At 68.4% G+C, this 26124-nt stretch carries 22 protein-coding genes; 10 read left to right on the forward strand and 12 right to left on the reverse strand.

The window, feature by feature from the left end; genetic code table 11:
• Positions 1 to 22 precede the first annotated feature (22 nt).
• Complete coding sequence (locus QWI33_RS11600; protein WP_289957308.1) at positions 23 to 1408, reverse strand: MFS transporter; 1386 nt, start codon at positions 1406 to 1408, stop codon at positions 23 to 25.
• Between the two features lie 257 nt (positions 1409 to 1665).
• On the opposite strand from QWI33_RS11600, the gene QWI33_RS11605 reads away from it, so the two are divergent.
• The 3 genes from QWI33_RS11605 (at position 1666) to QWI33_RS11615 (ending at position 4267) form a co-directional block, all read left to right on the forward strand.
• Positions 1666 to 2334, forward strand: a complete 669-nt coding sequence (locus QWI33_RS11605) for a FadR/GntR family transcriptional regulator (protein ID WP_289957309.1) — start codon at positions 1666 to 1668, stop codon at positions 2332 to 2334.
• 109 nt (positions 2335 to 2443) lie between these two features.
• The gene (locus QWI33_RS11610; protein WP_289957310.1) at positions 2444 to 2902 is read left to right on the forward strand and encodes an RrF2 family transcriptional regulator; all 459 of its coding nucleotides are present in this window, start codon (positions 2444 to 2446) and stop codon (positions 2900 to 2902) included.
• 441 nt (positions 2903 to 3343) lie between these two features.
• The gene (locus QWI33_RS11615) at positions 3344 to 4267 is read left to right on the forward strand and encodes a YihY/virulence factor BrkB family protein (protein ID WP_289957311.1); all 924 of its coding nucleotides are present in this window, start codon (positions 3344 to 3346) and stop codon (positions 4265 to 4267) included.
• A 41-nt stretch (positions 4268 to 4308) separates the two neighbouring features.
• On the opposite strand, the gene QWI33_RS11620 is transcribed toward QWI33_RS11615, so the two are convergent.
• From QWI33_RS11620 to QWI33_RS11635, 4 genes are all read right to left on the reverse strand, one after another.
• A complete protein-coding gene (locus QWI33_RS11620) occupies positions 4309 to 8031 on the reverse strand; it encodes a rhamnogalacturonan lyase family protein (RefSeq protein ID WP_289957312.1) in 3723 nt (1240 codons plus the stop codon).
• A 226-nt stretch (positions 8032 to 8257) separates the two neighbouring features.
• Positions 8258 to 9505: an RICIN domain-containing protein gene (locus QWI33_RS11625; protein ID WP_289957313.1), complete on the reverse strand. Its 1248-nt coding sequence runs from the start codon at positions 9503 to 9505 to the stop codon at positions 8258 to 8260.
• Positions 9506 to 10001: 496 nt separating this feature from the next.
• The gene (gene cds1, locus QWI33_RS11630; protein WP_289957314.1) at positions 10002 to 11072 is read right to left on the reverse strand and encodes an L-cysteine desulfhydrase Cds1; all 1071 of its coding nucleotides are present in this window, start codon (positions 11070 to 11072) and stop codon (positions 10002 to 10004) included.
• Between the two features lies 1 nt (position 11073).
• Positions 11074 to 11535 (reverse strand): Lrp/AsnC family transcriptional regulator, encoded by a 462-nt coding sequence (locus QWI33_RS11635; RefSeq protein ID WP_289957315.1) that lies wholly within the window; start codon positions 11533 to 11535, stop codon positions 11074 to 11076.
• Between the two features lie 226 nt (positions 11536 to 11761).
• Here QWI33_RS11635 and QWI33_RS11640 point away from each other — a divergent pair, with 226 nt between their 5' ends.
• The 3 genes from QWI33_RS11640 (at position 11762) to QWI33_RS11650 (ending at position 16335) form a co-directional block, all read left to right on the forward strand.
• Positions 11762 to 11974, forward strand: a complete 213-nt coding sequence (locus tag QWI33_RS11640) for a BldC family transcriptional regulator (protein ID WP_289957316.1) — start codon at positions 11762 to 11764, stop codon at positions 11972 to 11974.
• 479 nt (positions 11975 to 12453) lie between these two features.
• Positions 12454 to 13905, forward strand: coding sequence for a glycoside hydrolase family 6 protein (locus QWI33_RS11645; RefSeq protein WP_435367573.1), 1452 nt, complete (start codon positions 12454 to 12456; stop codon positions 13903 to 13905).
• 663 nt (positions 13906 to 14568) lie between these two features.
• A complete protein-coding gene (locus QWI33_RS11650) occupies positions 14569 to 16335 on the forward strand; it encodes a glycoside hydrolase family 6 protein (RefSeq protein ID WP_289957318.1) in 1767 nt (588 codons plus the stop codon).
• Positions 16336 to 16605: 270 nt separating this feature from the next.
• Here QWI33_RS11650 and QWI33_RS11655 read toward each other — a convergent pair whose 3' ends face one another.
• Both QWI33_RS11655 and QWI33_RS11660 read right to left on the reverse strand, forming a co-directional pair.
• Complete coding sequence (locus tag QWI33_RS11655) at positions 16606 to 17307, reverse strand: TetR/AcrR family transcriptional regulator C-terminal ligand-binding domain-containing protein (RefSeq protein ID WP_289957319.1); 702 nt, start codon at positions 17305 to 17307, stop codon at positions 16606 to 16608.
• Between the two features lie 14 nt (positions 17308 to 17321).
• A complete protein-coding gene (locus tag QWI33_RS11660) occupies positions 17322 to 18956 on the reverse strand; it encodes an MFS transporter (protein ID WP_435367574.1) in 1635 nt (544 codons plus the stop codon).
• 253 nt (positions 18957 to 19209) lie between these two features.
• On the opposite strand from QWI33_RS11660, the gene QWI33_RS11665 reads away from it, so the two are divergent.
• Positions 19210 to 20670, forward strand: coding sequence for a menaquinone biosynthesis decarboxylase (locus QWI33_RS11665; RefSeq protein WP_289957321.1), 1461 nt, complete (start codon positions 19210 to 19212; stop codon positions 20668 to 20670).
• Between the two features lie 42 nt (positions 20671 to 20712).
• Entirely contained in the window at positions 20713 to 21606 is an 894-nt protein-coding gene (gene mqnP, locus QWI33_RS11670) for a menaquinone biosynthesis prenyltransferase MqnP (protein WP_353895449.1), read from the forward strand.
• Between the two features lie 115 nt (positions 21607 to 21721).
• Here mqnP and QWI33_RS11675 read toward each other — a convergent pair whose 3' ends face one another.
• The 4 genes from QWI33_RS11675 to QWI33_RS11690 form a co-directional block, all read right to left on the reverse strand.
• Positions 21722 to 22267 (reverse strand): glyoxalase superfamily protein, encoded by a 546-nt coding sequence (locus QWI33_RS11675; RefSeq protein WP_289957323.1) that lies wholly within the window; start codon positions 22265 to 22267, stop codon positions 21722 to 21724.
• Between the two features lie 201 nt (positions 22268 to 22468).
• A complete protein-coding gene (locus QWI33_RS11680; protein ID WP_353895450.1) occupies positions 22469 to 22993 on the reverse strand; it encodes a GntR family transcriptional regulator in 525 nt (174 codons plus the stop codon).
• Between the two features lie 165 nt (positions 22994 to 23158).
• On the reverse strand, positions 23159 to 23392 hold the full coding sequence (locus tag QWI33_RS11685; RefSeq protein WP_289957324.1) for a DUF397 domain-containing protein: 234 nt from the start codon (positions 23390 to 23392) through the stop codon (positions 23159 to 23161).
• Positions 23389 to 24321 (reverse strand): helix-turn-helix domain-containing protein, encoded by a 933-nt coding sequence (locus tag QWI33_RS11690; RefSeq protein ID WP_353895451.1) that lies wholly within the window; start codon positions 24319 to 24321, stop codon positions 23389 to 23391. Before QWI33_RS11690 ends, QWI33_RS11685 begins: the two co-directional genes overlap by 4 nt.
• A 377-nt stretch (positions 24322 to 24698) precedes the next feature.
• Here QWI33_RS11690 and QWI33_RS11695 point away from each other — a divergent pair, with 377 nt between their 5' ends.
• The gene (locus QWI33_RS11695; protein ID WP_289957325.1) at positions 24699 to 25022 is read left to right on the forward strand and encodes a hypothetical protein; all 324 of its coding nucleotides are present in this window, start codon (positions 24699 to 24701) and stop codon (positions 25020 to 25022) included.
• A gap of 2 nt (positions 25023 to 25024) precedes the next feature.
• Positions 25025 to 25342, forward strand: a complete 318-nt coding sequence (locus QWI33_RS11700) for a hypothetical protein (protein ID WP_289957326.1) — start codon at positions 25025 to 25027, stop codon at positions 25340 to 25342.
• 2 nt (positions 25343 to 25344) lie between these two features.
• Here QWI33_RS11700 and QWI33_RS11705 read toward each other — a convergent pair whose 3' ends face one another.
• Positions 25345 to 26073, reverse strand: a complete 729-nt coding sequence (locus QWI33_RS11705) for an NAD(P)-dependent oxidoreductase (RefSeq protein ID WP_289957327.1) — start codon at positions 26071 to 26073, stop codon at positions 25345 to 25347.
• Positions 26074 to 26124: the final 51 nt, after the last annotated feature.

Here is a 26124-nt window from a genome sequence, read left to right on the forward strand (position 1 = left end):
TGTGGTCCACGGCACTATCGTGTCACGAGGAAGCTTCGGGCCGCCTGCGGGGCCGTCCGTTTCGGCGGTTTCGTCCCCTATTCAGTGAATAACCTGATCGACCGCGCCGCCATAAGCGGACATGTCGCGACAAGTCCCGGGCGGGCGCGAGTTCGTCCTCGATGTAGCGCTCGCGGATCACGTAGAGCCCGGCGCAGAAGAGGACCACGGTGAGCGCCGCGATGAAGCCGAACGGGACCGACCATGAGCCGGTGAGGCCGTAGACCCAGCCCACGGCCAGCGGCCCGACCCCGGCGATGAGGTAGCCGCCCGACTGCGCGAACGAAGACAGCGCGCTCGTCCCGGCCGGCGTCCGGGCCCGGAGCCCGAAGAGGGTCAGGACCAGCGGGAACACCGAGGTGCCGATGCCGAACAGCGCCATCCACAGCCAGGTGAGCGCGCCGCCGCCGTCGATCCACAGGCCCGCGACCGCGGGCGGGTAGCAGCTCATGAGGATGAAGAAGACCGGGCGCGGGCCCCAGCGGACGGTGAGGATCGGGACGACCACCGAGACGGGGATCTGCACGATCGTGAGCAGGCCCAGCATCGACCCGGCGGCGGCGGCGGACATGCCGTCGGCCACCAGGATCGTGGTCGTCCACCCCATGAGGATGTAGGCGATGGCCGACTGGCAGCCGAAGAGCAGCAGCATCGTCCAGGCCAGGCGCGATCGCCGTACGCCGTGGAGGCGGCCCATCGGCGCGACCCCGGCCGCGGCGGGCACGGGACGCCACAGCAGCCACGGGACGATCGCGATGAGCGCCGGCAGCGACCAGACCGCCAGCGCGATGCGCCAGTCGCCCGCGAGGTGGTCGATCGGGGCCGTGGCGGCGGCGGCGACGGCGGTGCCGACCGCGAGCGTCGTGGAGTAGGCGGTGGTCATGAGCCCGATGCGGTTCGGGAAGTAGCGCTTGACGATCACGGGCACCGCGACGTTGCCGACGGCGCCGGCGGCGAGCGCCAGGAGGCTGAAGAGGAGGAAGAGCGCGGCGTTGGGGGCCCAGGCGCGGGCGATCATGCCGATGCTCATGCACAGCAGTGCGCCCGTGAGCAGGGCGCGGGGGCCGTAGCGGCGGGCGAGGCGCGGGGCGAGGGCGCCGAGGCCGGCGAAGGCGAGGACCGGGAGGGTGGTGAGGAGCCCGGCCACGGTCTCGGACATGCCGAGGCCGGTGCGCAGTTCGGCGAGGATGGCGCCGACGCTGGTGACGGCGGTGCGGAAGTTGAACGCGGCGAGGACGACCCCGGCGACCAGGAGCCAGCTCGCCGCTGCCGCGGCCTGCTTCGGCGGGATCGGCGGGTCGCCGATCTCGGCGTGCGGGGTGGGGGCGGGGTGCGCGGCATCGGTCGCGGGCGCGTCGGTCGTCGTCACGCGGACGGCTCCTTCCGGGGACGGGAGGCGGGCGGTGGTCCGGTGGGGTGGTAACCGCTATCCAACTGTCATCGCACACAAGATGGTGCGCCCTGAGCAGCCGAGATATGATGGGGTCAATTCGTAGGATGAATTGACGGCCTGTCAACGGTATCGCGAGGGCTGTCTGCTTTAATCCTTCTAGTGTTGGGAAACACGCACCCTCCCACGGCGGGCCCCCGTCGGCCGTGGACGCTCCGGAGAGGTCAGGTCCGTCAGTGGCATTGCAGTCGACACGCAAGTCCGCCCTCGTCGATCAGGTGATCGAACAGCTGCGCCAGCAGATCAGCGACGGCGAATGGGGACTCGGCTCGCGCATCCCCACCGAGAGCGAACTCGCAGAGCTCCTCGGCGTCGGCCGCAACACCATCCGCGAAGGCGTCCGGGCCCTCGCCCACGCCGGCCTCCTCGAGATCCGCCAAGGCGCCGGCACCTTCGTCGTCGGCCGCAGCGAGGTCACCGCCGCCGTGCGCCGCCGCATCGCCGCCAGCCCCGCCTCCGACGCCATGGAGGTCCGCCGCGGCCTCGAGGTCGAAGCCGCCCGCCTCGCCGCCCACCGCCGCGACGAAGCCGACATCACCCGGCTGCGCATCCTCCTCTCCGAACGCGAAGCCACCCACGAGGTCAACGACACCGAGTCCTTCGTGGCCGCCGACATCGCCCTCCACCAGGCCGTCGCCGAAGCCAGCCACAACAAGCTCCTCGCCGAGCTGTACTCCGAACTCGCCGAATCCCTGCGCGAGACCGTGCGCGCCGGACTCGGCCCCAACCTCGCCGAAGAGCCGCACATAGACCACTCGCGCGCCATCGAGGCCATCATCGCCGGCGACGCCGACCTCGCCGCCGCCGAAACCGCCGCGTACCTGCGGCTGCTCATCGACGATTGACTGACCGCACCGGCACCGGACGCCTCACAGACCCAGCGTCGGCCACCGGAGGCACCGCCTCCGGGGGATAGAGTCGGAACTGTTCGCCTCTGAGTACGAAGGAGTCCCCATGCGCCTGTCCGCCCGCGTCGACTACGCACTGCGGGCCGCCGTGGCCCTGGCCGGGTACGGCGAACGCTGGGTCTCCGCCGAGCAGATCGCCGAGGACCAGGGCATCCCCCGCAAGTTCCTCGAGTCGATCCTGCTCCAGCTGCGCCGCGGCGGCATCGCCACCTCCAAGCGCGGCTCCGAAGGCGGCCACCAGCTGGCGCGCCCCGGCACCGACATCAGCCTCGCCGACGTCATCCGCGCCGTCGACGGCCCGCTCGTCGGCGTCCGCGGCGAACGCCCCGAGGCGGTCCCTTACTCCGGCACCGCCACCGCCATGACGAACGTGTGGATCGCCCTGCGCGTCTCCGAGCGCAACATCCTCGAATCGGTCTCCCTCGCCGCCGTCGCGAACGACGACCTCCCCACTTCCGTCACCAAGCTCCTCGAGGACCCCGACGCCTGGGTCATCCGCGACTGACGCGGATCTCAGAGGTCCGTCGGGAGAATGCTGAAGCGGTCGAAACTGCTGTCGCCGCCCGGCAGCGGTGACAGTCTCCGAAGTGGCCCCGGGACCCTCGACTCGATCGAGTAGCGCCTCATAGGCCTGCTTGGCCACCGCGTAGTGAACTCGATGCGCAGCAGGTGGTCGAGCTCGGTAGACACCAGCGGCGAGTACACGAAACCCCCGGTCGACTCGAAAAGGTCGGCGCAGCGCGAATGACGCGGGTCGCGGACGCTGAACACAGCGATCAACGCGGAGGTATCGGCGACGATGATCACCTGCGGTCGGCTCGCCGCTCATAGGCCTCATCGATGATCCTTCGTTTTCCTCACGACCGATCGGCTCGAAGTTCGCAGGAAGAGTACGAAACACGCGTTCGGTCCTCCGTCCATGCGCGGGCTTTGACAGAATCGGCACGTGAAATTCCCTGACTTGGGGGCCTGGTGGGACCGCGTCCTCCTCGGGGCTCGGCAACGGTCCAACCTGGTCGACCACTCCTGGCGCGCAGGCGAGCGGTACGGCGAGGTCCACGGCGGCCAGCTGGCCGCCGCGATCTCCTACTACGCCTTCTTCGCGGCGTTCTCGATGTCGCTGCTGGCGCTGGCGATCTTCGGGTACCTGCTCAGCTCCCCCGAGATCTACCTGTCCGTCGAGGAGTGGCTCTCGACCAACCTGCCGGTGATCGACATCGGCGTCCTGGAGGACTCCCGCCAGTCGGTCACGATCTTCGCCTCGGCCGCGCTCATCGTCGCCGGAGTCGCCTGGGTGCAGTCGGTGCGGGCCGCCATCCGGCTGATCTGGGGCCTCGACGCGCAGCCGGGGAACCCGTTCCTGCGGTGGGCGATCGACTTCCTGATCCTCATCGGGATCTCGACCCTGCTGCTCATCACGATCGGCGCGACGGCCGGCGCGGAATGGGTGCTCGCCTGGCTCGAGCTCGACGAGGCCACCGGGAACCTCGCACTCGTCGTCCGCGGCATCTCGGTCCTCGTGGGCCTCATCGCGAACGCCCTGCTCGCGATGGTCCTGCTCCAGGCCCTCCCGCGCGTGGTCATGCCGCTGCGGCGGGTCGTGTGGGCCTCGGTTGCGGTCTCGATCGGCACGGAGCTGCTGAAGACCGCCGGCCGCATCTACGTCCTGCACGTCTCCGACCGCCCCGCCTACCAGGCCGTGACCACCGCGGTCGGTCTCCTCGTGTTCCTCTACATCTTCAACGTCATGATGCTCCTGGCCGCCTCCTGGACGGCGACCTCCCTGCGCGGCAAGGCCATCGACCTGTACGAGCGCGCCGCCATCCCCTACGAGACCGGCCGCCTGCACAAACCCGAGACAGAGCGGTGACGGCCCGGGCGCGATGCGCCCGGGCCGTCGATCCCTTGCAGTTAAGCGGTGGCGCAGACCTGGCCGTTCATGAGGAACATGCCCGGGTCGTGCGGGTCGCCGGTGCCCTGGTAGCCGATCTGCTTGGTCTGGCCCGGCCTCAGGGGGAAGTTCCAGAAGGCCGGGTCGGCCGCCATCGCGTCCCCGTCGAGCGCAATGGTGCCGCCCCAGTCGTGCTCGACCGAGGTGACGCCGCCGGACTTCCAGGCGAGGTCGAACTCCTCGATCGGGGCCTCACCGGTGTTGGTGACCTTGACCTGGACGACGAAGCCGTCGCCCCAGTCGGCCGCCACGCGGTACTCGACCCGGCAGTTCGCGGCCGCGTACGGCGCCGCGGCGCTGTCGCGGACCGGGCCCGAGGTGACCGTCTCCCATTCGGGGGCGGCCATGTCGAAGCCGAGGAAGAAGCTCGGCCACGGCGGCTGGTTGTACGAGACGTTCTGCCACGACACGGCGAGGCGGTACTGCGGGTCGTTCATCAGCGTCGGCAGCGCGTGGTCCGAGGCGATCGTGGTGGTGAACAGGCGCACGCCGTCGTTCGACTCCTTGCGCAGGACCACCTCCTCGCGCCAGTCCCCGAGCAGGTCGCCGGTGAGGACCGCGTTGCCCTTGGTGCCGTTGTTCGTGTCCACCCCTTCAGGAGTGAAGATCTCCTCCTGGGTGCCGGTCTCGTAGTCCCATTCGGCGATGAACGGGTAGACCGGGACGTAGTCGGGCTCGTTGAACTCGTGGTCGAAGATCTCGCGGCCGAGGTCGCCGTCCCACCAGACCATCGAGTTCGCGGACGGGATGGCGTTCCCGATCAGGGTGCCGTCGGCCGCGTGGAGCTCGCCTTCGCGCGAGTTCCAGGCGCCCGTGGTGCTCGCGGCCCAGCATTCGGCGCCCGCGTAGTTCGGGTCGATGTCGCCGCAGGTGCCGCGGCCGGTGTCCCGGGTGCCCGGGATCGACCAGAGCACTTCGGCGGTGTCGGCGTCGCGGAACGCGCCGGCCTTGTTGCCCGAACAGCTCATGCACTCGAAGGGGCTGAAGATCTCCAGGCCCTCGTTGGACGGGTCGAAGTCCGAGACGTGCAGCGCGTCGCCGTGGCCCAGGCCCGTCGAGTACAGCGGCGTCCCGTCATCGTCGATGGTCATGGCGCCGAACACGATCTCGTCGCGCCCGTCCGCGTCCACATCGGCGATGGACATCTGGTGGTTGCCCTGGCCCGCGTACTTGCCGCCCCAGCGGTCGGAGCTGAAGGTCCACAGCTGCGGCAGGTTGTCGCCGTCCCAGTTCCAGGCGGTGACCTCGCTCTTGGCGTAGATGCCGCGGTTGGTGATCAGCGACGGGTGCACGCCGTCGAGGTAGGCCACGGCGAGCATGAGGCGGTCGCCGCGGTTGCCGTAGCAGTCGCCCCAAGAGCAGATGTCGCCGCGCGCGGGCGCCCAGTCGGCGGTCTCCATCGCGGCGCCGGTCTGGCCGTTGAAGACCGTGAGGAACTCCGGGCCCTGCAGGATGCGGCCGTCGGTGCCGCGGTAGTCCGCGGCGGCGTCGCCGATCACGGTCCCTTCGCCGTCCACGGTGCCGTCGGCGGTCTTGAGGGCCACTTCGGCCTTGCCGTCGGAGTCGAGGTCGTAGGCGACGAGCTGCGTGTAGTGCGCCCCGGCGCGGATGTTGCGCCCGAGGTCGATGCGCCACAGGCGCTCACCGCTGAGGGTGTACGCGTCGACGTAGACGTTCCCGGTGTAGCCGCTCCGGGAGTTGTCCTTCGCGTTGGAGGGGTCCCACTTCTGGATGATCTCGTAGACGCCGTCGCCGTCCACATCGGCGACCGTGGCGTCGTTCGGGGCGTACGTGTAGGCGACGCCGTCCGGGGTGGTGCCGCCTTCGGGGCGCTCCATGTCGATGTCGATGTACTGGTCGTCCCAGACCTCGAAGGCCTTGGTGTACCCGGTCTCGACGCCTTCGGACACCGTGGCGATCCAGTAGGTCGCGTTCGGGGTGCCGCCCTGGTCGGTGAGGTTGGTCAGCTGCGTCGGCTCGGGCGTGATGAGCCGGCCGTCGCGGTAGACGTTGAACGCGAGGCCCTCCGGGTCCAGCGCGAGGCTGCGCCAGCTCAGGAAGTTCCCGCCTTCGACGCCGACGGCGACCGGGGCGCGGTCGAGGCTCTCGATCTGCTCGGCGCACTCGGTGCACGGCTCTGCAGGGCCTTCCCCGCCGCCGCCGGGCACGTCCCCGATGCGGGTCAGCTCGAGGCCGTTGAGGTGGCCGGTCTGGCCGGAGATGGTGAGGTTGAGCTGGCCGTCCTCGACGGTGATGCCCTCGAAGTCCTTGGTGAGGATCGCCCTCGAGGCGGCGTTGGCCGCGCCGAAGTCGACGCCTTCGAACTTCACGTTCGCGCGGGCCGAGCCCACGTAGTCGCCGGTGATGACGCGGGCGGTGTAGAGGCCGTCGGCGACGTCGACGGCGAAGTCGTAGGAGCCGCCGAACCAGGCCACGAAGTCGGAGCCGAGCGGGTCGGCGGCGACGCCGCGGTCGCGGTCGATCGCGGTCGTCATGTCGGTGGTGAAGCCGTAGCCGAGCTCCGCGGTGTAAGCGGTGCCGCGGTTGACCTCGGTGTACCCGGGCGCGACGGTCTGCGAGGCGGGGCCGAAGTCGTACTTGAACCCGGCGGTGGCGGTCGTGACCGTGAGCGCGGAGGACTTCGCGCCCTCGCCCTTGCCGTTGACGCCCGCGACGGCGAACTCGTAGGCCGTGTCCTCCTTGAGGCCGGAGACGCGGCCGACGCCCACGGTGGCCGTGGAGCCGAGACGCCATTCGGCGCCGGGCTCGCGCACGAACACGCGGTAGATGTCGGCGTCGTCGGCGGTGTCCCAGTTGAGGGTCACGCTCGCGTTCGCCACAGTGGCGGCCTTGAGGCCGGTCGGTGCGGCGGGCGTGTTCGCCGGGGGCGCGATGTCGACGACGTGCTCGGAGAGCGGGAGTCCCAGGGTGGCGGTCTCCTCGGCGACCAGGCGGGCCATCTGGATGGCGCCGTACTCCTGGAAGTGCGTGTCGTCGGCGGTGCCGTTCGGCCGGTTCGGGTAGACCCCGGCCGGGACGTGCAGGAACACCGACTTCGCTTCCTCGGGGCCGATCTCGTTGAGGTAGGCGCGCGAGGAGGCCGAGAGGTCGACCACGGCGACGCCGGTCTCCTCGTGGAGCTCGTGGACCTTGTTCACGTAGTCGCCGAAGGACACGTTGAACTCGCCGGTCTCGGCGTTGAAGCTGCGGCGCGAGACGGGGGTGACGAGCACCGGGACGGCGCCCTTCGCGATCGCGCCCGCGATGTAGTGGTCGCGCAGGTACATCTTGTAGTCGTCGGGCGAGGTGTACCGCTCGGGGACCGAGGCGGTCGCGTCGTTGTGCCCGAACTGGACGAAGAGGTAGTCGCCCGGCTGGATCTCGTTCAGGATCGCGTCGAGGCGGCCCTGCTCGATGAAGGACCGCGAGGAGCGCCCGCCGATCGCGTGGTTCGCGATCTCGACGTTCTCGTCGAAGTACCGGTCGATGACCTGGCCCCAGCCGGCCTGCGGCTCCCAGTAAGGGTCGTAGGTCTGGACGGTGGAGTCGGAGGCGAGGTAGACGGTGATGCCGTCGTCCTGGGCCTGCGCGGGCGCGCCCGCGGCGAGGACGCCCGCGACCGCGGTGGCCCCGGCGGCGGCGACCGCGAGGGCGCGCCGCCATCGGGAGGGAGGAGGAGTCATGTTCACTTCCGTAGTGATGAGGAGGAGGGGGCTCACCGGGCATACGGATATGAATCGTTTCAATTCCGAGGACGGTTGCCTGGCAAGCGATTTCTAGAAGGGGACGGTACCGAGCGGATGCAGAAAAGTCAATACATGTCGATACGTAATGAGACACGGCAGGATCGCGGAGGGTCCCGGGACTCGTGGCACATGCCCGACTTGTCGGGCATGTGCCACGAGTCAATCAGCGGACGTGTCCCGCGATCGGCAGCGGGAGCGCCTTGGCGCCTTCGGAGACCAGGCGCGCCATCTGGTTCGCGCCGTTGTCCTGGAAGTGGGTCGAGTCGGCGAGCCCGTTCGGGTAGTTCGGGTACTGCCCGGACCGCAGGTGCATGAAGACCTCCCAGCGGGCCCGGTCGTAGCCGATCGAGTTCAGGTAGGTGCGCGAGCGCGCCCCCAGGTCGATCATGGCGACGCCGGTCTCGGCCACCAGCTCGTGGACCTTGGCGGCGTAGGTCCCGAACGACTCGTTGAACCGGCCGGTGGACGAGTTGTAGTCGAGGCGGTTGACCGGCGTGAGCAGCACCGGGGTCGCGCCCCTGGCCGTCGCTCCGGCCATGTAGTTGTCGCGCAGGTACCGCTTGTAGTCCGCGGGCGAGGTGTACCGCTCGGGGTTGCCGGTGCTGGCGTCGTTGTGCCCGAACTGGACGAAGAGGTAGTCGCCCGGCTTGATCGCGTTGAGGATCGTGGTGAGGCGGCCCTGCTCGATGAACGAGCGCGAGGAGCGCCCGCCGATCGCGTGGTTGGCGATCGTCGTGTTCGCGTCGAAGTACGCCCCGAGCTTCTGGCCCCAGCCGCTCATCGGGTAGGACGAGGAGTTGTAGGTCTGGGCGGTGGAGTCCGAGGCGATGTAGATCGTCGGGTTGCCCTCCGGCGCGGTGCCGACCGGGAGGGCCCGGAACTGCTGGTTCGTGCCGCCGTTCGAGTCGTACTGGGCGATGCGGGCGCCCGCGGCGGTCGACCGCTCGAAGACGTCGAGGGCCTTGCCGGAGTGGCGGTTGACGAAGCGCAGGTAGGTCCCGTCGTCGAGGATCTGCCACTGCTGGTTGGTGCCGCCGTTGTCGGTCCACTGGACGATGTCGGCGCCGTTGGCGGTGGACTTGGCGTAGACGTCGAGGACCTTGCTGGAGTGGCGGGCCTGGATCTTGTAGTAGCCGCCGCCGGCGTCGACGAAGCGGAACTGCTGCTGGGCGGCGTCCGTCCGGGTCTGCTGGAGGAGCTTGGCGCCGTCGGCGGTCGAGGCGCCGAGGTCCAGGACGTGGCCGGAGAGGCGGGACTGCAGGAGGTACCAGGTCCCAGGGGTGAAGGCCGCGTTCGCGGCGCCCGCACCGAGGAATCCGCCCGCGGCGGCGCCGGCGCCGATCCCTGCGAGGAGACCGAGGTTGCGCCGGGAGAGCTTGGCGCTGAACGGGTTCGAGTGTGCGTTTGTCATGTGTGCGCTCCAGTAGTGGGAGGTCGGGCCGTGCCGCGGCCCGGTGAGGAGGGACCTGTCGGAGGGCGCGGGGCGCTTCGTGCAGGAGGCTTCGCGCAAGGTTCTTTGCTGAAACGATTCAATGCTGCGGCGGATCGGTCGGATGCGGCTCCCCCGGCGGTGCCGGGCGCGCGAGGGAATCCATATACTCGCAATCCTCGATTTGCTTGGCGGGAATCGTAACCCTGGGCGGGTTTTCGCCACAAGTGGCACGGGGACTGCGGTCGGACGAGCGGTAGGCCTGGCCCGGCGAGCGGTCGGATCCGCCGGGCGAGCGGTCGGGCGGGGACGCTTCGCCCCGCCGCTGGACGATCGGGCACCCCAAGCGCCGGAGCCGATCGTCAGGCCGAGGGGAGCGTCCGGGCAGGCGGGCGGTCGGGTCGGGCGGGAGTTTCGGAGCCGGCCGTCAGGCGGGCAGGCGGGCGGTCGGGTCGGGCGCGAGCTTCGAATCCGGCCGTCAGGCGGGCAGCAGCGGGGCGAGCCTCGCCGCCGCGACGTCGAGGTCCATGCCCTGGGCCGCGACCCACTCGTCGTCGAAGTAGGTGCCGCCGTACCGCAGGCCCGAGTCGCACAGCAGCGTCACGATGCTGCCGCCGCGCCCGGCCTCGCGCATCTCCGCGATGATCGACAGCGCCGCGACGAGGTTCGTGCCGGTCGAGCCGCCGAGGCGGCGCCCCAGCCGTTCGGAGGCCCAGCGCACGCAGGCGATCGACTCGGCGTCGTCCACTTTCACCATGCGGTCGACGAGCTCGGGGACGAACGAGGGCTCCACCTTCGGCCGCCCGATCCCCTCGATCCGGGAACCGCGCTCGGAGGTCGCCTCCGGGTCGCCCTCGCGCCACCCGTCGAAGAACGCCGAGTGCTCGGGGTCGACCACGCACAGGTTCGTGGCGTGCTTGCGGAACCGCACGTACCGCCCGATGGTCGCCGAGGTCCCGCCCGTGCCCGCGCCGACCACGACCCAGGCCGGCACCGGGTGCCGCTCCAGGCGCATCTGCTCGAAGATGCTCTCGGCGATGTTGTTGTTGCCGCGCCAGTCCGTGGCCCGCTCGGCGTACGTGAACTGGTCCATGAAGTGCCCGCCGGTCTCGGCGGCGAGCCGCTCGGCCTCGGCGCACACCTCGCCGGCCTCGCGCACCAGGTGCGCCTTCCCGCCGTAGGACTCGATGAGCGCGATCTTGGAGGCGCTCGTCGAATGCGGCATCACGGCGGTGAACGGCAGCCCGAGCATCCGCGCGAAGTACGCCTCGCTGACCGCGGTCGAACCGCTCGAGGCCTCGATCACGGGCGTGCCCTCGTCGATCCAGCCGTTGCAGATCGCGTACAGGAACAGCGAGCGCGCGAGCCGGTGCTTGAGCGAGCCGGTCGGGTGGGTCGACTCGTCCTTGAGGTACAGGTCGACGCCCCAGTCCCCCGGCAGCGGGAACGGCAGCAGGTGGGTGTCGGCCGAGCGGTTCGCGTCAGCCTCCACTGTGGTGATGGCCCAGTCGGTCCAGCGCCGATCCCGCGCCCGGTCGACGATGCGCATTTCAGTCGGCCTGCTCGAAGGGGACGGGCTGCGGCCGGTCCTCCCACTTGGTCGAGAGCGTGATGGTGGTGCGCGTCTGCGCCACACCGGGAATCGCGCCCACGCGATGGATCAGCCGTTCCAGATCGCCCATCTTGGGCACCCGCACCTTGAGTTGATAGCACTCGACGCCGGCGAGGAAATAACACGATTCGATCTGCGGAATGGCGCGCAGCCGTTCGCAGATGTCGCGGTGATCGGCCGCGTTGTCGGGGATGATGCCGATGAGCGCGGTGATCCCGAGCCCGATGGCCTCGGAGTCGATCACGGCCTTGTAGCCGGTGATGACGCCGCTCTTCTCGAGTTTGGTCACGCGGTCCTGAACGGAGGGCGCGGTGAGACCGACCCGCCGCGCCAGTTCGGCGTAGGAGGTGCGCCCGTCGGAGCGCAAGAGGTTCACGATGGTCTGGTCGATCTCGTCCACTTGTCGAGGATAACCAGAGTTGCCACTTGCGCCCTCTGCCTACCTCATACCCGCGAACTCCTAGAGCGTCAGATTCAGCTCAGAGCGCCGTTGACATACGCGTGGTACTTTCAGGCAATACCTACCAGCCGAAAGTATGTCCAAGAACTCATGGCAGGTTTGACTGAATAGTGGTGTAATGGGTTTAACGCACGAAGTGAGTCTTCATCACGGGGAGGAAGAAATCATGGAGACCGAGGACCGCCTACTCACACCTGGCGAAGTGGCCACGCTGTTCCGGGTCGATCCCAAGACCGTGACGCGCTGGGCCGCCGCAGGCCGGATCGGGAGCATACGCACACCGGGCGGGCACCGTCGGTTCCGCGAGTCGGAAGTGCGGGCGCTGCTCGAGGGCGACGCCGGAGCTCAGACCACTTTCGAGTCCGGGAACGCCCAGTAACCGCAGGCCCAGCCGCACCCGCGGGCGCCACAGCGGCCGCGAATCCGTGAACTGAACGACCGTCCGGCACAAGCCGGTCCCGCGCAGCGCCCCACGTCCGCACACGGCCGAGGAAGGACGCGCCCGGTACCGGCTTTTCGCATGTTCGGGCCCGAAGCGCTACGGAGCACCGAAGCCCGCACCGCCGCTTGCAGCAGCAAGCGGCGGTGCGGGTTTTTCGCTGCCCGGAGGCTCGTGAATCCAAAGTGGAGCCTATTTGTTCCATTAAGGGCATTTGTTCACTTTTTGAAGTCGGACGAATACACTGAGTCGCCATACATGCCGCCAATGGGAAAATTCTGGATTCTCCGGTATCGAGACTCTTGACATCACAGTGAGACATAGGCAAACTTCGATGTGAAGTTTGGGAGCGCTTCCGTGTCCACCCGGTACCCGCGGAGCCGCTCCCGACCGAGCGGCCGGTCTGCGAGCGCGAAGCCGTGCTCACCCGCCGCCGTCAAGCCCGACTATCAATCGAGGGAAGGCACATGACACTCAGTCGAAGGAAGCAGCGCCTCGGCGCCCTGGCCGCGGCGGCGCTCGCCGCAGCCACCGTGAGCACCGCGGCGCTGACCAGCGCCGGCGCGCAGGAGCAGGACGCCGCCCAGGCGAAGGTCGACAACCCGTACGAGGGCGCGCAGGTCTACGTCAACCCGATCTGGGCCGCGAACGCCGCGGCCGAGCCGGGCGGCGAGGCCATCGCCGACCAGGCCACCGGCGTGTGGATCGACCGGATCAGCGCCATCGAGGGCAACGGCTCCCCCACCACCGGCTCGATGGGCGTGAAGGACCATCTGGACGAGGCGGTGGCGCAGGGCGCGGACGTCATCCAGTTCGTGATCTACAACCTGCCGGGCCGCGACTGCGCGGCGCTCGCCTCCAACGGCGAGTTGAAGGCCGATGAGATCGACCGGTACAAGAACGAGTACATCGACCCGATCGTCGCGATCCAGGGCGACCCGGCCTACGCCGGCCTGCGGATCGTCAACGTGATCGAGGTCGACTCGCTGCCGAACCTGGTCACCAACGTCTCGCCGCGGGCGACCGCGACCCCGAACTGCGACACGATGAAGGCCAACGGCAACTACGTCGACGGCGTCTCGTACGCGGCGGCCGAGCTCGGCGCGCTGCCCAACACCTACAACTACCTGGACGTGGGCCACCACGGGTGGATCGGGTGGACGAACGACGACCCGCAGTACGACAACTTCCACGCCTCCGCGGCGCAGTACGGCGAGCTCATCGGCGTGAACGGGATGACCGCCGACCACGTGCACGGCTTCATCACCAACACCGCGAACTTCTCGGCGCTGGAAGAGCCGCACTGGACGGTCGACCAGTCGGTGGGCGGCAAGCCGCTCAACCAGAACGGCGACGTCAAGTGGGTCGACTGGAACGCCTACAACGGTGAGATCGACTTCTCGACGGCGCTGCGCGACGAGCTGGTCATGAACGGCTTCAACGAGGACATCGGCATGCTGATCGACACCAGCCGCAACGGCTGGGGCGGGCCCGACCGGCCCGCCGGCCCGTCCTCTTCGACCGACCCGGTGACGTTCGTGGACGAATCGCGGATCGACCAGCGCCACAACAAGGGCAACTGGTGCAACCAGGCCGGCGCGGGCCTCGGCGAGCGCCCGACCGTCGCGCCCGAGGCGGGCATCGACGCCTACGTGTGGATCAAGCCCCCCGGGGAGTCGGACGGCGCTTCGGAGCCGATCGACAACGACGAGGGCAAGGGCTTCGACGAGATGTGCGACCCGGCCTACGAGGGCAACATCCGCAACGGGTTCAACCTGAGCGGGGCGCGCGGCGAGATGCCGCTCTCCGGCCACTGGTCGAGTGAGCAGTTCGCGGAGCTGCTCGCGAACGCCTACCCGCCGGTCGGCTGACGGACTGGGGCGGCTCGGCACTCCCCGAGGCATGGTGCCGGGCCGCCGCCGAATCTGATTCGGGCAGGTAGAGGGCGAACCGGCACTTCGCCCGCATGAAGACGGCGGGGCCGCGCATCGCGCGGCCCCGCCGTCGGCGTAGGTGAGGCGTGTCGGGCGGCGGGGCTTGTGCCTGGCGCGGCGGCGCTGTTGGCGTAAGGGAAGCGGGCCGGACCTGGTGCGGGCCTGCACTTGGCGCGGTCCCGCCGTTGGCGTAGGCGAACGGGCCGGACCTGGTGCGGGCCTGCACATGGCGCGGCCCCGCCGTCGGCGTACGTGAAACGGGCCGGGCCTGGGCGAGCGCCCGCAAAACGGACATGCGCGACGCTCCCGAATCAATGATGGGGGCAGGGTGCGACAGGCGGCCGCGGCGGGAAGTTTTTCTAAGGGTCCCGTACGGTTCCGCGCGGGAGCGTTTTCACTGAGTCAAGCGCTTGCCGTTCTGGCGAACGCCTTCGAAAGCGTTGGCCAATCGGGCCGGATGTGCGAATTTTCCTGGTGGACCTCTTGACAGTCCATCAATATATCGGAGATTATCAATGCACATCTTGGGAGCGCTTCCCTGGATGGTCACCCGTTCCGGGCCGCTTGACGTGGCCAATCAACCCCGAAGGACATCGACACATGCAAGTATCTCGAAGGAGAAGAAGACTCGCGCTGACGAGCGTAGCCGTCGGTGCGCTCGCGGCCACCGGTCTGACCTTTGCGTCGGCGAACCAGGCACTCGCCGAAGAAGGCTGCGAAGTCGACTACAACGTCGTCAGCACGTGGGGCGGAGGCTTCCAGGCCAACGTCGTCATCACCGCCGACGAAGCGATCAACGGCTGGGAGGTGAAGTGGGACTTCCCGTCCGGCACCAAGGTCTCCAACGCGTGGAACGTCGGATGGACCCAGAGCGGCACCGGCTTCACCGGCAAGGACGTCGGCTGGAACGCCAGCATCGGCTCCGGCCAGAGCCGCGAGGTCTTCGGATTCATCGGGAGCGGGTCCTCTGCGACTCCGGGCCGGTTCACGGTGAATGGCGACGTCTGCAACGGACCGACCGAGCCCCCCACCTCGACGACGCCCACCGACGGCCCCACCACCGGTGACCCGGGCGGCGGCGGCGACAAGGTCGACAACCCGTACCGGGACGCCCAGGTCTACGTGAACCCGCAGTGGTCCGCGCGGGCCGCGGCCGAGCCGGGCGGCGACGCGGTCGCCGACGAGCCCACGGGCGTGTGGCTCGACCGCACCAGCGCGATCTACGGCAACAGCTCCCCCACCACGGGCTCGATGGGCCTGGAGGACCACCTCGACGAGGCCCTCGAGCAGGGCGCTGACGTCGTCCAGATCGTCATCTACAACCTGCCCGGCCGCGACTGCGCCGCGCTCGCCTCCAACGGCGAGCTGGGCCAGACCGAGATCGCCGAGTACAAGAGCGAGTACATCGACCCGATCGTCGAGATCCAGGGCCAGGCCAAGTACGCCGACCTGCGGATCGTCAACGTCATCGAGATCGACTCGCTGCCGAACCTGGTCACCAACGTGACGCCGAGGGCGACCGCGGTCCCCAACTGCGACGTCATGAAGAACAACGGCAACTACGTCGACGGCGTCTCCTACGCCGCGTCCGAGCTCGGCGCCCTGCCGAACACGTACAACTACATCGACGCCGGCCACCACGGCTGGATCGGCTGGGGCGACACGAACCCGCAGTACGACAACTTCTTCGCCGCGGCCGAGCTCTTCGGCTCGCTCATCGGCGAGAACGGGATGACCGCTGACGACGTGCACGGCTTCATCTCCAACACCGCCAACTACTCGGCGCTGGAGGAGCCCTACTGGGCCGTGAACCAGAACGTCGGCGGCCAGGCGCTCAACCAGAACCCGAACCTGCCTTGGGTCGACTGGAACGACTTCAACAACGAGAAGGACTTCACCGAGGCCATGCGTGAGGAGCTGATCGACAACGGCTTCAACGAGGACATCGGCATGCTGATCGACACCAGCCGCAACGGCTGGGGCGGCGACTACCGGCCCACCGGTACCTCCACCTCGACCAACCCGGTGACCTTCGTCGACGAGTCCCGCATCGACCAGCGCTACCAGAAGGGCAACTGGTGCAACCAGGCCGGTGCCGGTCTCGGCGAGCGGCCGCAGGCCGACCCCGAGCCCTGGATCGACGCCTACGTCTGGATCAAGCCCCCGGGCGAGTCCGACGGCGCCTCTGAGGAGATCCCGAACAACGAGGGCAAGGGCTTCGACGAGATGTGCGACCCCGACTACGACGGGAACATCCGCAACGGCAACAACCCCTCGGGTGCCCGCGACAACATGCCGCTCTCGGGCCACTGGTCCTCCGAGCAGTTCGCGGAGCTCCTCGAGAACGCGTACCCGCCGGTCAACTAATCGGCCTTGGAGCTCCGCGAACCGAGAAGCACAGCGCGGAGCTCCTGGCGCCGAAGCCAGACGGTAACGCAGTACTGGCCCGGCTCACCGGGAGGCGGTGAGCCGGGCCCCTAGACCAGATCCTCGGTTCCTTCCGGTGACCGGGCCCCGCGGGACGGCGGGGCCCGGTCATATCCGGTCCGGGGGGAACGGACGCGGCCTTCACGATCGGCGGATCGTGAAGGCCGCGAGGCGTTTTCGCACCGGGTGCCCTGCCGCGAGGTGCTCCGGCTATCCGGACGCGAGCGCAGTGCCGATGCCGCCGACGAGGGCGTCGACGATCTGCTCGACGGTGTCGGGCGCCTGGAGCTCCGCGTAGTGGCCGTAGACGTAGATCGTCAGCATCGGGCTGACGATCATCGCCACCGCCAGGTGCAGGTCCAGGTCAGGGCGCACCTGGCCGCGCTCGGCCCAGTACGCGAGCGTGTCGCGCACGAACCTGCGCCGCCGTTCGACCAGCCGGTCGTGGTGGCGCTTGTACTCCGGGTCCTTCATGGCGACCATCATGCATCTGAGGACCTTCGTGTCCCGCTCCCCGTAGGTGCGGACCATGCTGTGCCCCAGGTGGACGAGGTCGTCGCGCAGCGAGGTGCGCGGCATCTCGGCCGGGAGGGGGGCCTTGATGCACTCCATCGCCGCGGCGATGATCTCCTCCTTGGAGGACCAGCGCCGGTAGATGGAGGCCTTGGAGACGCCGGAGCGCTCCGCGATGGCCTCCACGCTGACATCGGTGGTGTTCTCGTGCTCGGCGATGAGGTCGAGGGCGGCTTCCAGGATCGCCTGGCTGACCGCCTCGCTGCGGGGCCGGCCCTTGGGGGCCGGGGCCGCGGCGCCGTCGGGGGTCGCGCCGTCTTCGGCGGCACCGTCGGTCACGGTGCGGTCGGGGGCGGCATGGTCCGGGACGGTCGGCGTCTCGCTGAGCTCGGGAGGCATGGTGCGATTCTCCCCTAGGCCTCGACGAGGGCGGGCTCGGCGGCCTGCTCAGGGGTCTCGGTCTCGCGGCGCTGCCTGCCGGGGAAGAACAGCGCGATGATGATGAGTCCGACGACGGCCACGGCGATCGCCGCGAACGCGGTGGTGTGCAGGGCGTCGATGAACGAAGCGTCCGCGGCGCTCTGGACGGCGCCGGCCGCCTCGGGCGGGAGGGCGCCGCTCTCGAGCACGCCGTACGTCGCCGCGTAGGACTCCCGGGCGTCCGCGTCGAGCTGCGGGGCGGCGTCGCCCATCAGGGACTGGTACGACTGGGCCATGACGGTGCCGAGCACGGCGACGCCGAGCGCGCCGCCGACCTGGCGCAGGGTGTTGGCCAGGGCCGATCCGACGCCGGCCTTCTCCCTGGGGACCGAGGACATCAGCGTGTTCATCGCGGGCGGCATGAGGTTGGCCATGCCGGCGCCGGTGATGAGGAACAGGACGATGACGACCCAGACGGAGGTGTCGGCCTCGAAGACCACGGCGGTGACCGTGAAGTTGGTGATCACCAGGAGCATGGCGACGATGCCCACGGCCTTGGCGCCGAACTTCTGGACGAGCGTGTTCGACAGCGGCGCGAAGACCAGCATCGAGGCGCCGAACGGCAGGAAGAGCAGGCCGGTCTCCAGCGGCGTGTAGCCCTTGAGGAGCTGCAGGTAGAAGGTCATGAAGAACATCAGGCCCATCATCCCGAAGAACGTCAGGGTGATGATGGCCGAGGACGCCGAGAAGCGGGTGTTCTTGAACAGCTTCATGTCCAGGGAGGCGTGCGGGATGCGCTTCTCCCACAGGACGAACGCGACGAGCACGAGGACGCCGAGTGCGATGGTGCCCCAGACCTCGATGCCGGACCACGAGCCGGCGTCGCCGGCTTCGATGATGCCGTAGGTGAGGCTGACGAGGCCGATCATGGACAGGGCCATGCCGACGAAGTCGGCCTTGGCCTGGCTGCCCTTGGACTCGGGGGCGAGGACGGCGACCGCGATGATGCCGAAGATGACGATCGGCACGTTGATGAGGAAGACCGAGCCCCACCAGAAGTGCTCGAGCAGGGAGCCGCCGACGATGGGGCCGATGGCCCCGCCGATGCCGACGGCGCCGGTCCAGATGCCGAGGGCCTTCGGGAACTCCTTGGCGGAGAACACGTTGCGCAGCAGCGAGAGCGTCGAGGGCATCATGATCGCCGCGCCGGCGCCCATGAGGGCGCGGTACCAGATGAGCTGGTCGGGCGTGGTCGAGTAGGCCGAGAGCAGCGAGGCGACGCCGAAGACGACGAGGCCCGCCAGGAGCATCCGCTTGCGGCCAAGGCGGTCGCCGATGATGCCGGAGGCGAACAGGAGGCCCGCGAAGACCAGCGTGTAGGAGTTGATCATCCAGGCCAGGTCGCTCTGGCTGGCGCCGACGCCTTCGGGCTCGGGCGCGGCCAGGGTCTTCATGGCGACGTTCAGGACGGTGTTGTCGAGGACGACGACGATGAGGCTGATGACCAGGACGCCGAGGATGGCCCACCGGCGCGGGTGGCCTTGGTCCTCGACCTCCGCAGGGGTCGGTTCGGAACGGGTGTCGCTCACAGGGTTTCCGTTTCTGTGCAGTGCCGCGAGTGCGTGCATCTGAGTGAAGTTGCCGCCGCGGCGCCGACCGCGGCTCGTGCGCGCGGCGGGCTGGTTCCGGCCCGGGGCGCGCTGGTGTTCGAAGCCCGGGGTTGTCGTACCCCGGTCGTATCGTGGTGTCGACTCGAGCCTACGCCTATACGAAACGATACGGTAGCGTATCGTAATCCACTTCACAGGCGCAAGCCCTACCGGTGCTACGACGAAGTAGAGCCCGGGAATGTGACCGCGGCCGGGTGGTTGAATGAACTCCGTGGCACCCAAGTTCCCGTACGAAGACCTGCAGGCGTTCCTGGCCGCCCTCGAGGCGGACGGCGACCTCAGGCGCATCACCGCCGAAGTCGACCCGCACCTGGAGATCTCCGAGGTCACCCAGCGGGTGATCCGCGAGGACGGGCCCGCGCTGCTCTTCGAGAACCCCTCCGGCAGCACCATGCCCGTGGCGATCAACCTCTTCGGCACCGAGGCGCGCATGGCGAAAGCCCTCGGCGTGGACTCGCTCAACGAGATCGGCGACCGCATCGGCGCCCTCGCCAAGCCCGAGCTGCCCGTGGGCTGGTCCGGCATCCGCGACGGCCTCGGCAAGCTCATGCAACTCAAGTCCGTGCCGCCCAAGAAGGTCCGCAAGGCCCCGTGCCAGGAAGTGGTCTTCACCGGCGACGACGTGGACCTGAACATGCTCCCGGGCCTCCAGGTCTGGCCCGGCGACGGCGGTGTCTTCCACAACTTCGGGCTCACCCACACCAAGCACCCCGAGACCGGCAAGCGCAACGTCGGGCTCTACCGCCTCCAGCAGCACACCGAGCGCTCGATCGGCCTCCACTGGCAGATCCACAAGAACTCGACCTCCCACTACGCCGAGGCCGAGAAGCGCGGCGAGCGCCTGCCCGTCGCGATCGCGATCGGCCCCGACCCCGTGATGGCCTACGCCGCCACCGCCCCGCTCCCGCCGGACATCGACGAATACCTGTTCGCGGGGTTCCTGCGCGGCGAGCGCGTCGAGATGGTCGACTGCCTCACCGTCCCGCTCCAGGTCCCGGCGAACTCGCAGATCGTCCTCGAAGGCTGGGCCGAGCCCGGCGAGCGGATGCCGGAGGGGCCCTTCGGCGACCACACCGGCTTCTACACGCCGGTGGAGCCGTTCCCGGTCATGCACATCGAGGCGATGACCATGCGGCAGAAGCCGATCTACCACACCATCGTCACCTCGGCCCCGCCCCAGGAGGACCACGGGCTCGGCAAGGCGACCGAGCGGATCTTCCTGCCGCTCATCCGGATCATGGTCCCCGAGATCATCGACTACGACATGCCGGCCGCCGGGGTCTTCCACAACTGCGTGATCGTCTCGATCGACAAGAAGTACCCGAAGCAGGCGCAGAAGGTCATGAGCGCGATCTGGGGCCTCCAGCAGATGAGCCACACCAAGCTCATCGTCGTGGTCGACGCCGACTGCGACGTGCACGACTACCGCGAGGTCGCCTGGCGCGCACTGGGCAATGTGGACTACTCGCGGGACCTGCTCCTCACCGAGGGCCCCGTCGACCACCTCGACCACGCCTCCTACCACCAGTTCTGGGGCGGGAAGGCCGGCATCGACGCCACCGCGAAGTGGCCCGAGGAGGGCTACACGCGCGGCTGGCCCGAGGCGATGCGCATGAGCTCCGCGGTGGAGGCCATGGTCGACCGCCGATGGAAGGAGTACGGACTTGACTAGGCCCGCCCTCCGGCCCGCTGCGCCCGCCTCCCCCGAACTGGAGTGACCGCTGTGCTCGTTGACACCCCGAAACCGAACCACGTCAAGGACTTCCTGAAACTCGTCGCGTTCGAGCACTCGGTGTTCGCGCTGCCCTTCGCGTACCTCTCCACCCTCACGGTGATGGTGCTCGAGGACGCGTTCTCATGGTGGGTCCTGGTCCTCGTGACCGTCGCGATGGTCGGCGCCCGCACCCTGGCGATGGCCGCGAACCGGATCATCGACCGCAAGATCGACGCCCTCAACCCGCGCACCGCCAAGCGCGAACTCGTGACGGGCCGCGTCTCGCTCACGACCGCCTACGTCGGCTGCGCGGTGAGCCTGGCCGCGCTCCTGGTCTCGGCCGGGCTGCTCAACCCGCTGTGCCTGTGGCTCAGCCCCCTGGCCGTGGCCCCGCTCGTCGTCTACCCGTACGCGAAGCGCTTCACGAACTACCCGCACGCGATCCTCGGCCTCGCCCAGATGGTCGCGCCCGTGGGCGCGTGGCTCGCAGTCACGGGCACCTTCGAAGGCTCGGGCCCGGCCATCGTCCTCGGTGCGGCCGTGGGCCTGTGGATCGGCGGCTTCGACCTCATCTACGCCTGCCAGGACACCGCGATCGACCGCGAGATCGGCGTCCACTCCACCCCGGCGCGGTGGGGCGTGAAGGCGGCACTGCACGCTTCCACGGTCACCCACGTGCTCGCGTGGGCGGCCTTCGCCTGGTTCGGCGTGCTGACCGGCTTCGGCTGGCTCTACTGGACCGGCCTCGCGGTCGTCGCCGTCGCGCTCGCCTACGAGCACTGGGTCGTGCGGCCGGACGACCTCTCCAAGGTCAACCGGGCGTTCTTCACCGCCAACGGCTTCGTAGCGGTCGCCCTCTTCGCCTTCGCCCTGGCCGACCTGCTCCTGCGCTGACACTTCACGGAACCGTCCGGTACACAGGGAGCGGCGACCTCCCCAACCCAAAGCCGCCGCGACAACGGGGAAGCGGGGAACCCGGATGCCGGGCGCCCCGACCTCGTCCGCGGTGCTACTGGTATTCGTTGAACCGCAGCGTGTTGCCGAACGGATCGGTGACGGTCACCGACCGGGCGCCCCACGGCACCGCTTCGATGCCCGGGTTCATGTAGGGGTAGTCCTTGGCGCCGAGCTCTCGGTGGAAGGCGTCGAGGCCGGTCATCGGAACGAAGACGGCTGCGCCGGGGCTGCCGTCACCGTGATGCTCGGACAGGTGCAGGAGCGTGCGACCGCGTTCGACCTGCATGTACAGCGGCATACCGGGTTCGAAGCGATGCTCCCAGGCCAGGTCGAAGCCGAGGTAGTCGAGGTAGAACTCCTTGGCCTTCTCGACCGAGAAGATCCGCAGGATCGGCGTGGCGGGATCCAGGGCGATGCCCTCGGCGCGGGAGGTCTCGGCCGCATTGAGTTTGGCGGCCAGGATGTTCCAGTCGTCGAACCCGAACTGCCTCGCCACGATCTCAAGAGACTGGCTGTGGGTCATCTCGGCCAGACCTTGCCGGGTCAGCTCGGCGCGCAGGGCCTTGGCCATGGTCTTGGCGTCGCGGAAATCGCGCATGATGTCGTCCTTCGTGGGGCGAAAGCCATGATCAGTGCCTGCGTTGCTGACAGGTTCGCCGCTGAGAAGGGTCCGAACCGGCGCGAATGCTGATGCGTTCACCATGCCCCGAAGGGCGCAGACGGCCGGCCGCATCGGCCGCGCCCAGCATAACGACCCCGATCGGACCCGGTCAAGTACGAGGGCATGTCAGCTGCCGAGCTAGGCGTTGTACTCGAGTTCGTAGGCGCTGCTGTCGAGGATCATCTCGGTGACTTCGACGCAGCGGTCTTCGGCGTCGAAGGCCGTGCGGGTGATCGCGATGACCGGTGTGCCGCCTGGCAGGTCGAGGGCGGCGGATTCGACGGGCAGCGGCATTCGGGCGCGCAAGCGCTCGGTGAAGTGCACCGGTGCGTGGCCGATCTCGGCCAGGCGCGCGTAAGCGCCGCCCAGCCCCGTGTCGGTGTAGACGATCGCGGTGGACCGGACCAGTTCGAGCAGGTAGTAGGAATCGGCGAGCTGCACTGGTCGGTCCTCGACCGCGAACCGCCGTGAGCGGCGCAGAACCAGATCGCCAGGGGTCAGACCGAATGCAGAGGCGACACTCTCGCTCGCGGCTGTCTCGCCGACTGTCACTTCAACCATGCGGGCCCGCTTGCCAGTGTCTGCATCCTGGATCGACTGCCCCTCCCGCCAGGCAGAGAGGCGGGCAGGAAAGGAACGAACGATCGGCTCAAAGGTGCGCATTACCAATTTTGCGGGGTGGTCGCCTGGGCCTTGCCGGGCGCCCCTTCAACGCTGCGATGTCGATGGTCGTAGGACGCCGCTGGGGCGGTACGAGGAGGGCTTGGATGTCGAAGGCGCGCTTCCCCTTGCAGTGGGAAGCGCGCCGTGTCTTGCGGGCCGGGCGGGTTAGCTGATGTCGCCGGACTTGATCCCGGTGAGCAGGCCGCCGAGGTCAGCGGCGCTCACGCGGAGGTGAGCGTAAGTGTCGGCGACGGGAGACTTGGTGTCCCCCACAGCGACTTCGCCACCCTGGACAGCGACCGCCACGCACTGACCATTACTTCCGCTGTCGCTACGCGAGCTCTTGCGGAAACGCTCGCGGGTCCACGGGTTCAGCTCGCGGTCGGACATATCACTCATTTCAGTTCCTTGGCGATCGTCTTGATCTTCGCAACGGAGTCGCCCGCCGACAGCACGGACTCGTTCCAAAGCCTGGCGAACGCCGTTTGGAACGAGTCTATGTCAGGCTCCTCCAGCACGATTGAGCCCGCAGGACCCGCCTCGATCTGGACCAGGGTTGGCCACTCATCAGGCATTTCAAGGATGCGGAAGCCTGTTGCGACACCAGCGTCGATGTGGTCCCTGGATTCCAACGGCAGGACTCTCAACTCGACATTCGGCAACTCGGCCGCATCAAGGAGGTGCTGAAACTGCTCGGTAAGGACCGCCGTGCTTGCCCCTCGCTGCCAGAGAATCGCCTCGTGAAGAAGGAACCGAACCTCGGGGGCGTTGACGCGTTTGAGGAGTCGGCTTCGCATCTGCCGCTGTTCGAGGTCACGGCGAACCTGAAGCTCGTCATCGCCATGCGGGCCGACCTTGATCAGGGATTCGGCGAACGCGCGCGTTTGGAGCAAGCCAGGCACGGTGTCGAGTTGGAAGACCTTGATGGCGCTGGCGCGGTTTTCGGCCCAGAGGAAGTCCGCGAAGCCGCTGTCGGTCACATAGCCCTCCCACCATCCGCGCTTGGCAACCTCGACCGAGTCTCGAAGCAGCCGTTCGCGATGGCCCATGTCGGAGATGTGGTACAGGTCCATCAGCTGAACCAGTTCCTTGTCTCCGACCGGGTATCGACCGTTTTCGAAGCGGACCACATAAGCCTGACCGCGCCCGAGGATCTCCCCAACCTCGGTGGTCGTCATGTCGCAGTCTTTTCGCAAATCGCGAAGCTGGTCCCCGAACTTCCTGGCCCGCCAGGAAGGTTTCCGCTGTGCCATGGTTCGCCGCTGCCTTTCCTGGTGTTTCAAGGTGCCCAACATCGTACGGCACCTTCGGTGCGACCTCTTGGGCATGATCGTACGCCCCCGATTTGAATATATTCAGTGGCGTGTCTCTTGACTTTCGGACAACCGGCATGCCACCATCGATATGTGACGAACCGCAATGCCGCAGGACATTCGATGGCTGTCGGTCACGAAGCTTGAATCCCTAGGTTCGGAAGGCTGACTTGCAGGGCGGGGGTCCTGCTGGTGGGGCAAGACCGCCGCCGCCCTTCCGAACCGTGGCCCGCCCGGCCCGGTGATGATCATCGAAGCGGCCAGGTCGGGCGGGCATCTACAACTGCACCAATCCAACAGCACAAGGCCGCACATAGACAGCGGCCCGCCGGAACAGAAACTTTGGCGAGTTCACCGGCGGGCCGCGCAACCTAGAGAAAGCGAACCTTCTCATGGGTCTTATCAGCGTACCCGTCGACCCTGTCCCGGCCTGGGCGAAGATCGACCTGCAACTGCACCGGGCCTACCGCACCTGGTTCGGCCTCGGCCGCTTGCGCTGTGAATGGTGCGGCGAGGCTTGGGGTCGTCATGGCTGCCTCACACGCAAATCTGCCGCGAAGCTGTTCGTCTACACCGCCAGCGCCGCCCAAAAAACAGCCGCGATCGACTCGGGCGACCTCACTCCCGACGACCTCAACCTCCGCCGCCGCTCCCCCGCCCGTCATCGGCGCAGGCCCCGGCCCTATCCGGTCGTCTCCCTCGGGCAGGTGGGGTGACCATGGCCGAGCCTTCCGCGACCGACCGCTCAGTGGTGATTCGCCGTGGGGGTCAATGCTTCCGCTTCGTACCCGACCTCACTACCGGAGAGGTCCGCATCATGCTGCTGTTCAGCGCAGCGACCGCGCCCGTAGGCGTCGTTCGCTCGCTTCGCGAAGCGCCGACCGCCGAGCTTGTGGAGGGGTGCCCAGCGGAGTTGCGCGCCGATGCCCTGAGCCTCGCCCGTGAGGTGTTCTTCCGGGCCGATTTCCAGCAGTCCTGTTTTGACCAGGCGGTTGCCGGGATCAGAGCGCGGGTGAACCGGGCCGAGTCCGGTTGAGATCAGGCGGCGTTCTGCTTGTGGGCGAGGGCTGAGGGGGTGCGGCAGCCGACGATGGCCGGGGCCTCTTGGACCAGGGTGTCGTCGGTGACGGCTTCGACCATGAAGAGCGCGTAGTCGATGCGGCGGGTCATGTTGCTCTCCAGGATCGGGTCACCGACGCGGCGGGCCCACACCGGCAGGCCCTCGCTCGGGCCCTCCTCGAGGTCCGAGCCGCGCACGAGCGTCCAGCGGGTGTCGCTCTTGAAGATCAGATCGGCGGCGCGGTACTGGTCGTCGAGGTCGAGGAGGCGGGTGAAGCGCAGGAACCTGGCGAAGGCGACCGCGGCCTTGATCTTCCAGGAGTAGACGTCCTTGCCGTCGCGGGAGATGTGCCAGCCGCACGAGAAGACCAGGCGCGCACCGGGTTTCGCGTGGTCGATGACGGCCCGCGCGGTGCCCGAGGCGTAGTCGTCCACGCCCCAGGGCACCAGCACCGTGAGGACCGCGTCGCAGCCTTCGACCGCTTTCGCGATGACCTCGCGGTCGTTCGTGTCGCCGCCGAAGACGGTGATCCGGTCGGCGACCTCGGCGAGCTTCGGGACGCTCTTCTCCCGGCAGACGCCCACGACCTCGTAGCCCCGGGCCAGCGCGTGCCGCACCATGTACTGGCCCAGCTTCCCTGACGCGCCGACGATGCAGATCCGCTTGCCCACGCCGGTCTGCGGGACGATCGGGTTCGACGGTTCCATGACTTGCTCCTCGCTCGAAGGGTGCTTCTACCTTTACACTGTACAGTAAAA

It is taken from the genome of Glycomyces tritici, from assembly GCF_030403505.1.

Excerpts from the sequence above, each read along its gene's own strand:
- QWI33_RS11620 (WP_289957312.1), bottom strand. The coding sequence starts at position 8,031 with ATGACTCCTCCTCCCTCCCGATGGCGGCGCGCCCTCGCGGTCGCCGCC.
- QWI33_RS11705 (WP_289957327.1), bottom strand. The coding sequence starts at position 26,073 with ATGGAACCGTCGAACCCGATCGTCCCGCAGACCGGCGTGGGCAAGCGG.
- QWI33_RS11660 (WP_435367574.1), bottom strand. The coding sequence starts at position 18,956 with ATGCACGCACTCGCGGCACTGCACAGAAACGGAAACCCTGTGAGCGAC.
- QWI33_RS11690 (WP_353895451.1), bottom strand. The coding sequence starts at position 24,321 with ATGCCCAAGAGGTCGCACCGAAGGTGCCGTACGATGTTGGGCACCTTG.
- QWI33_RS11675 (WP_289957323.1), bottom strand. The coding sequence starts at position 22,267 with ATGCGCGATTTCCGCGACGCCAAGACCATGGCCAAGGCCCTGCGCGCC.
- QWI33_RS11650 (WP_289957318.1), top strand. The coding sequence starts at position 14,569 with ATGCAAGTATCTCGAAGGAGAAGAAGACTCGCGCTGACGAGCGTAGCC.
- QWI33_RS11610 (WP_289957310.1), top strand. The coding sequence starts at position 2,444 with ATGCGCCTGTCCGCCCGCGTCGACTACGCACTGCGGGCCGCCGTGGCC.
- QWI33_RS11655 (WP_289957319.1), bottom strand. The coding sequence starts at position 17,307 with ATGCCTCCCGAGCTCAGCGAGACGCCGACCGTCCCGGACCATGCCGCC.
- QWI33_RS11695 (WP_289957325.1), top strand. The coding sequence starts at position 24,699 with ATGGGTCTTATCAGCGTACCCGTCGACCCTGTCCCGGCCTGGGCGAAG.
- QWI33_RS11625 (WP_289957313.1), bottom strand. The coding sequence starts at position 9,505 with ATGACAAACGCACACTCGAACCCGTTCAGCGCCAAGCTCTCCCGGCGC.
- cds1 (WP_289957314.1), bottom strand. The coding sequence starts at position 11,072 with ATGCGCATCGTCGACCGGGCGCGGGATCGGCGCTGGACCGACTGGGCC.
- QWI33_RS11680 (WP_353895450.1), bottom strand. The coding sequence starts at position 22,993 with ATGCGCACCTTTGAGCCGATCGTTCGTTCCTTTCCTGCCCGCCTCTCT.
- QWI33_RS11640 (WP_289957316.1), top strand. The coding sequence starts at position 11,762 with ATGGAGACCGAGGACCGCCTACTCACACCTGGCGAAGTGGCCACGCTG.
- QWI33_RS11685 (WP_289957324.1), bottom strand. The coding sequence starts at position 23,392 with ATGAGTGATATGTCCGACCGCGAGCTGAACCCGTGGACCCGCGAGCGT.
- QWI33_RS11700 (WP_289957326.1), top strand. The coding sequence starts at position 25,025 with ATGGCCGAGCCTTCCGCGACCGACCGCTCAGTGGTGATTCGCCGTGGG.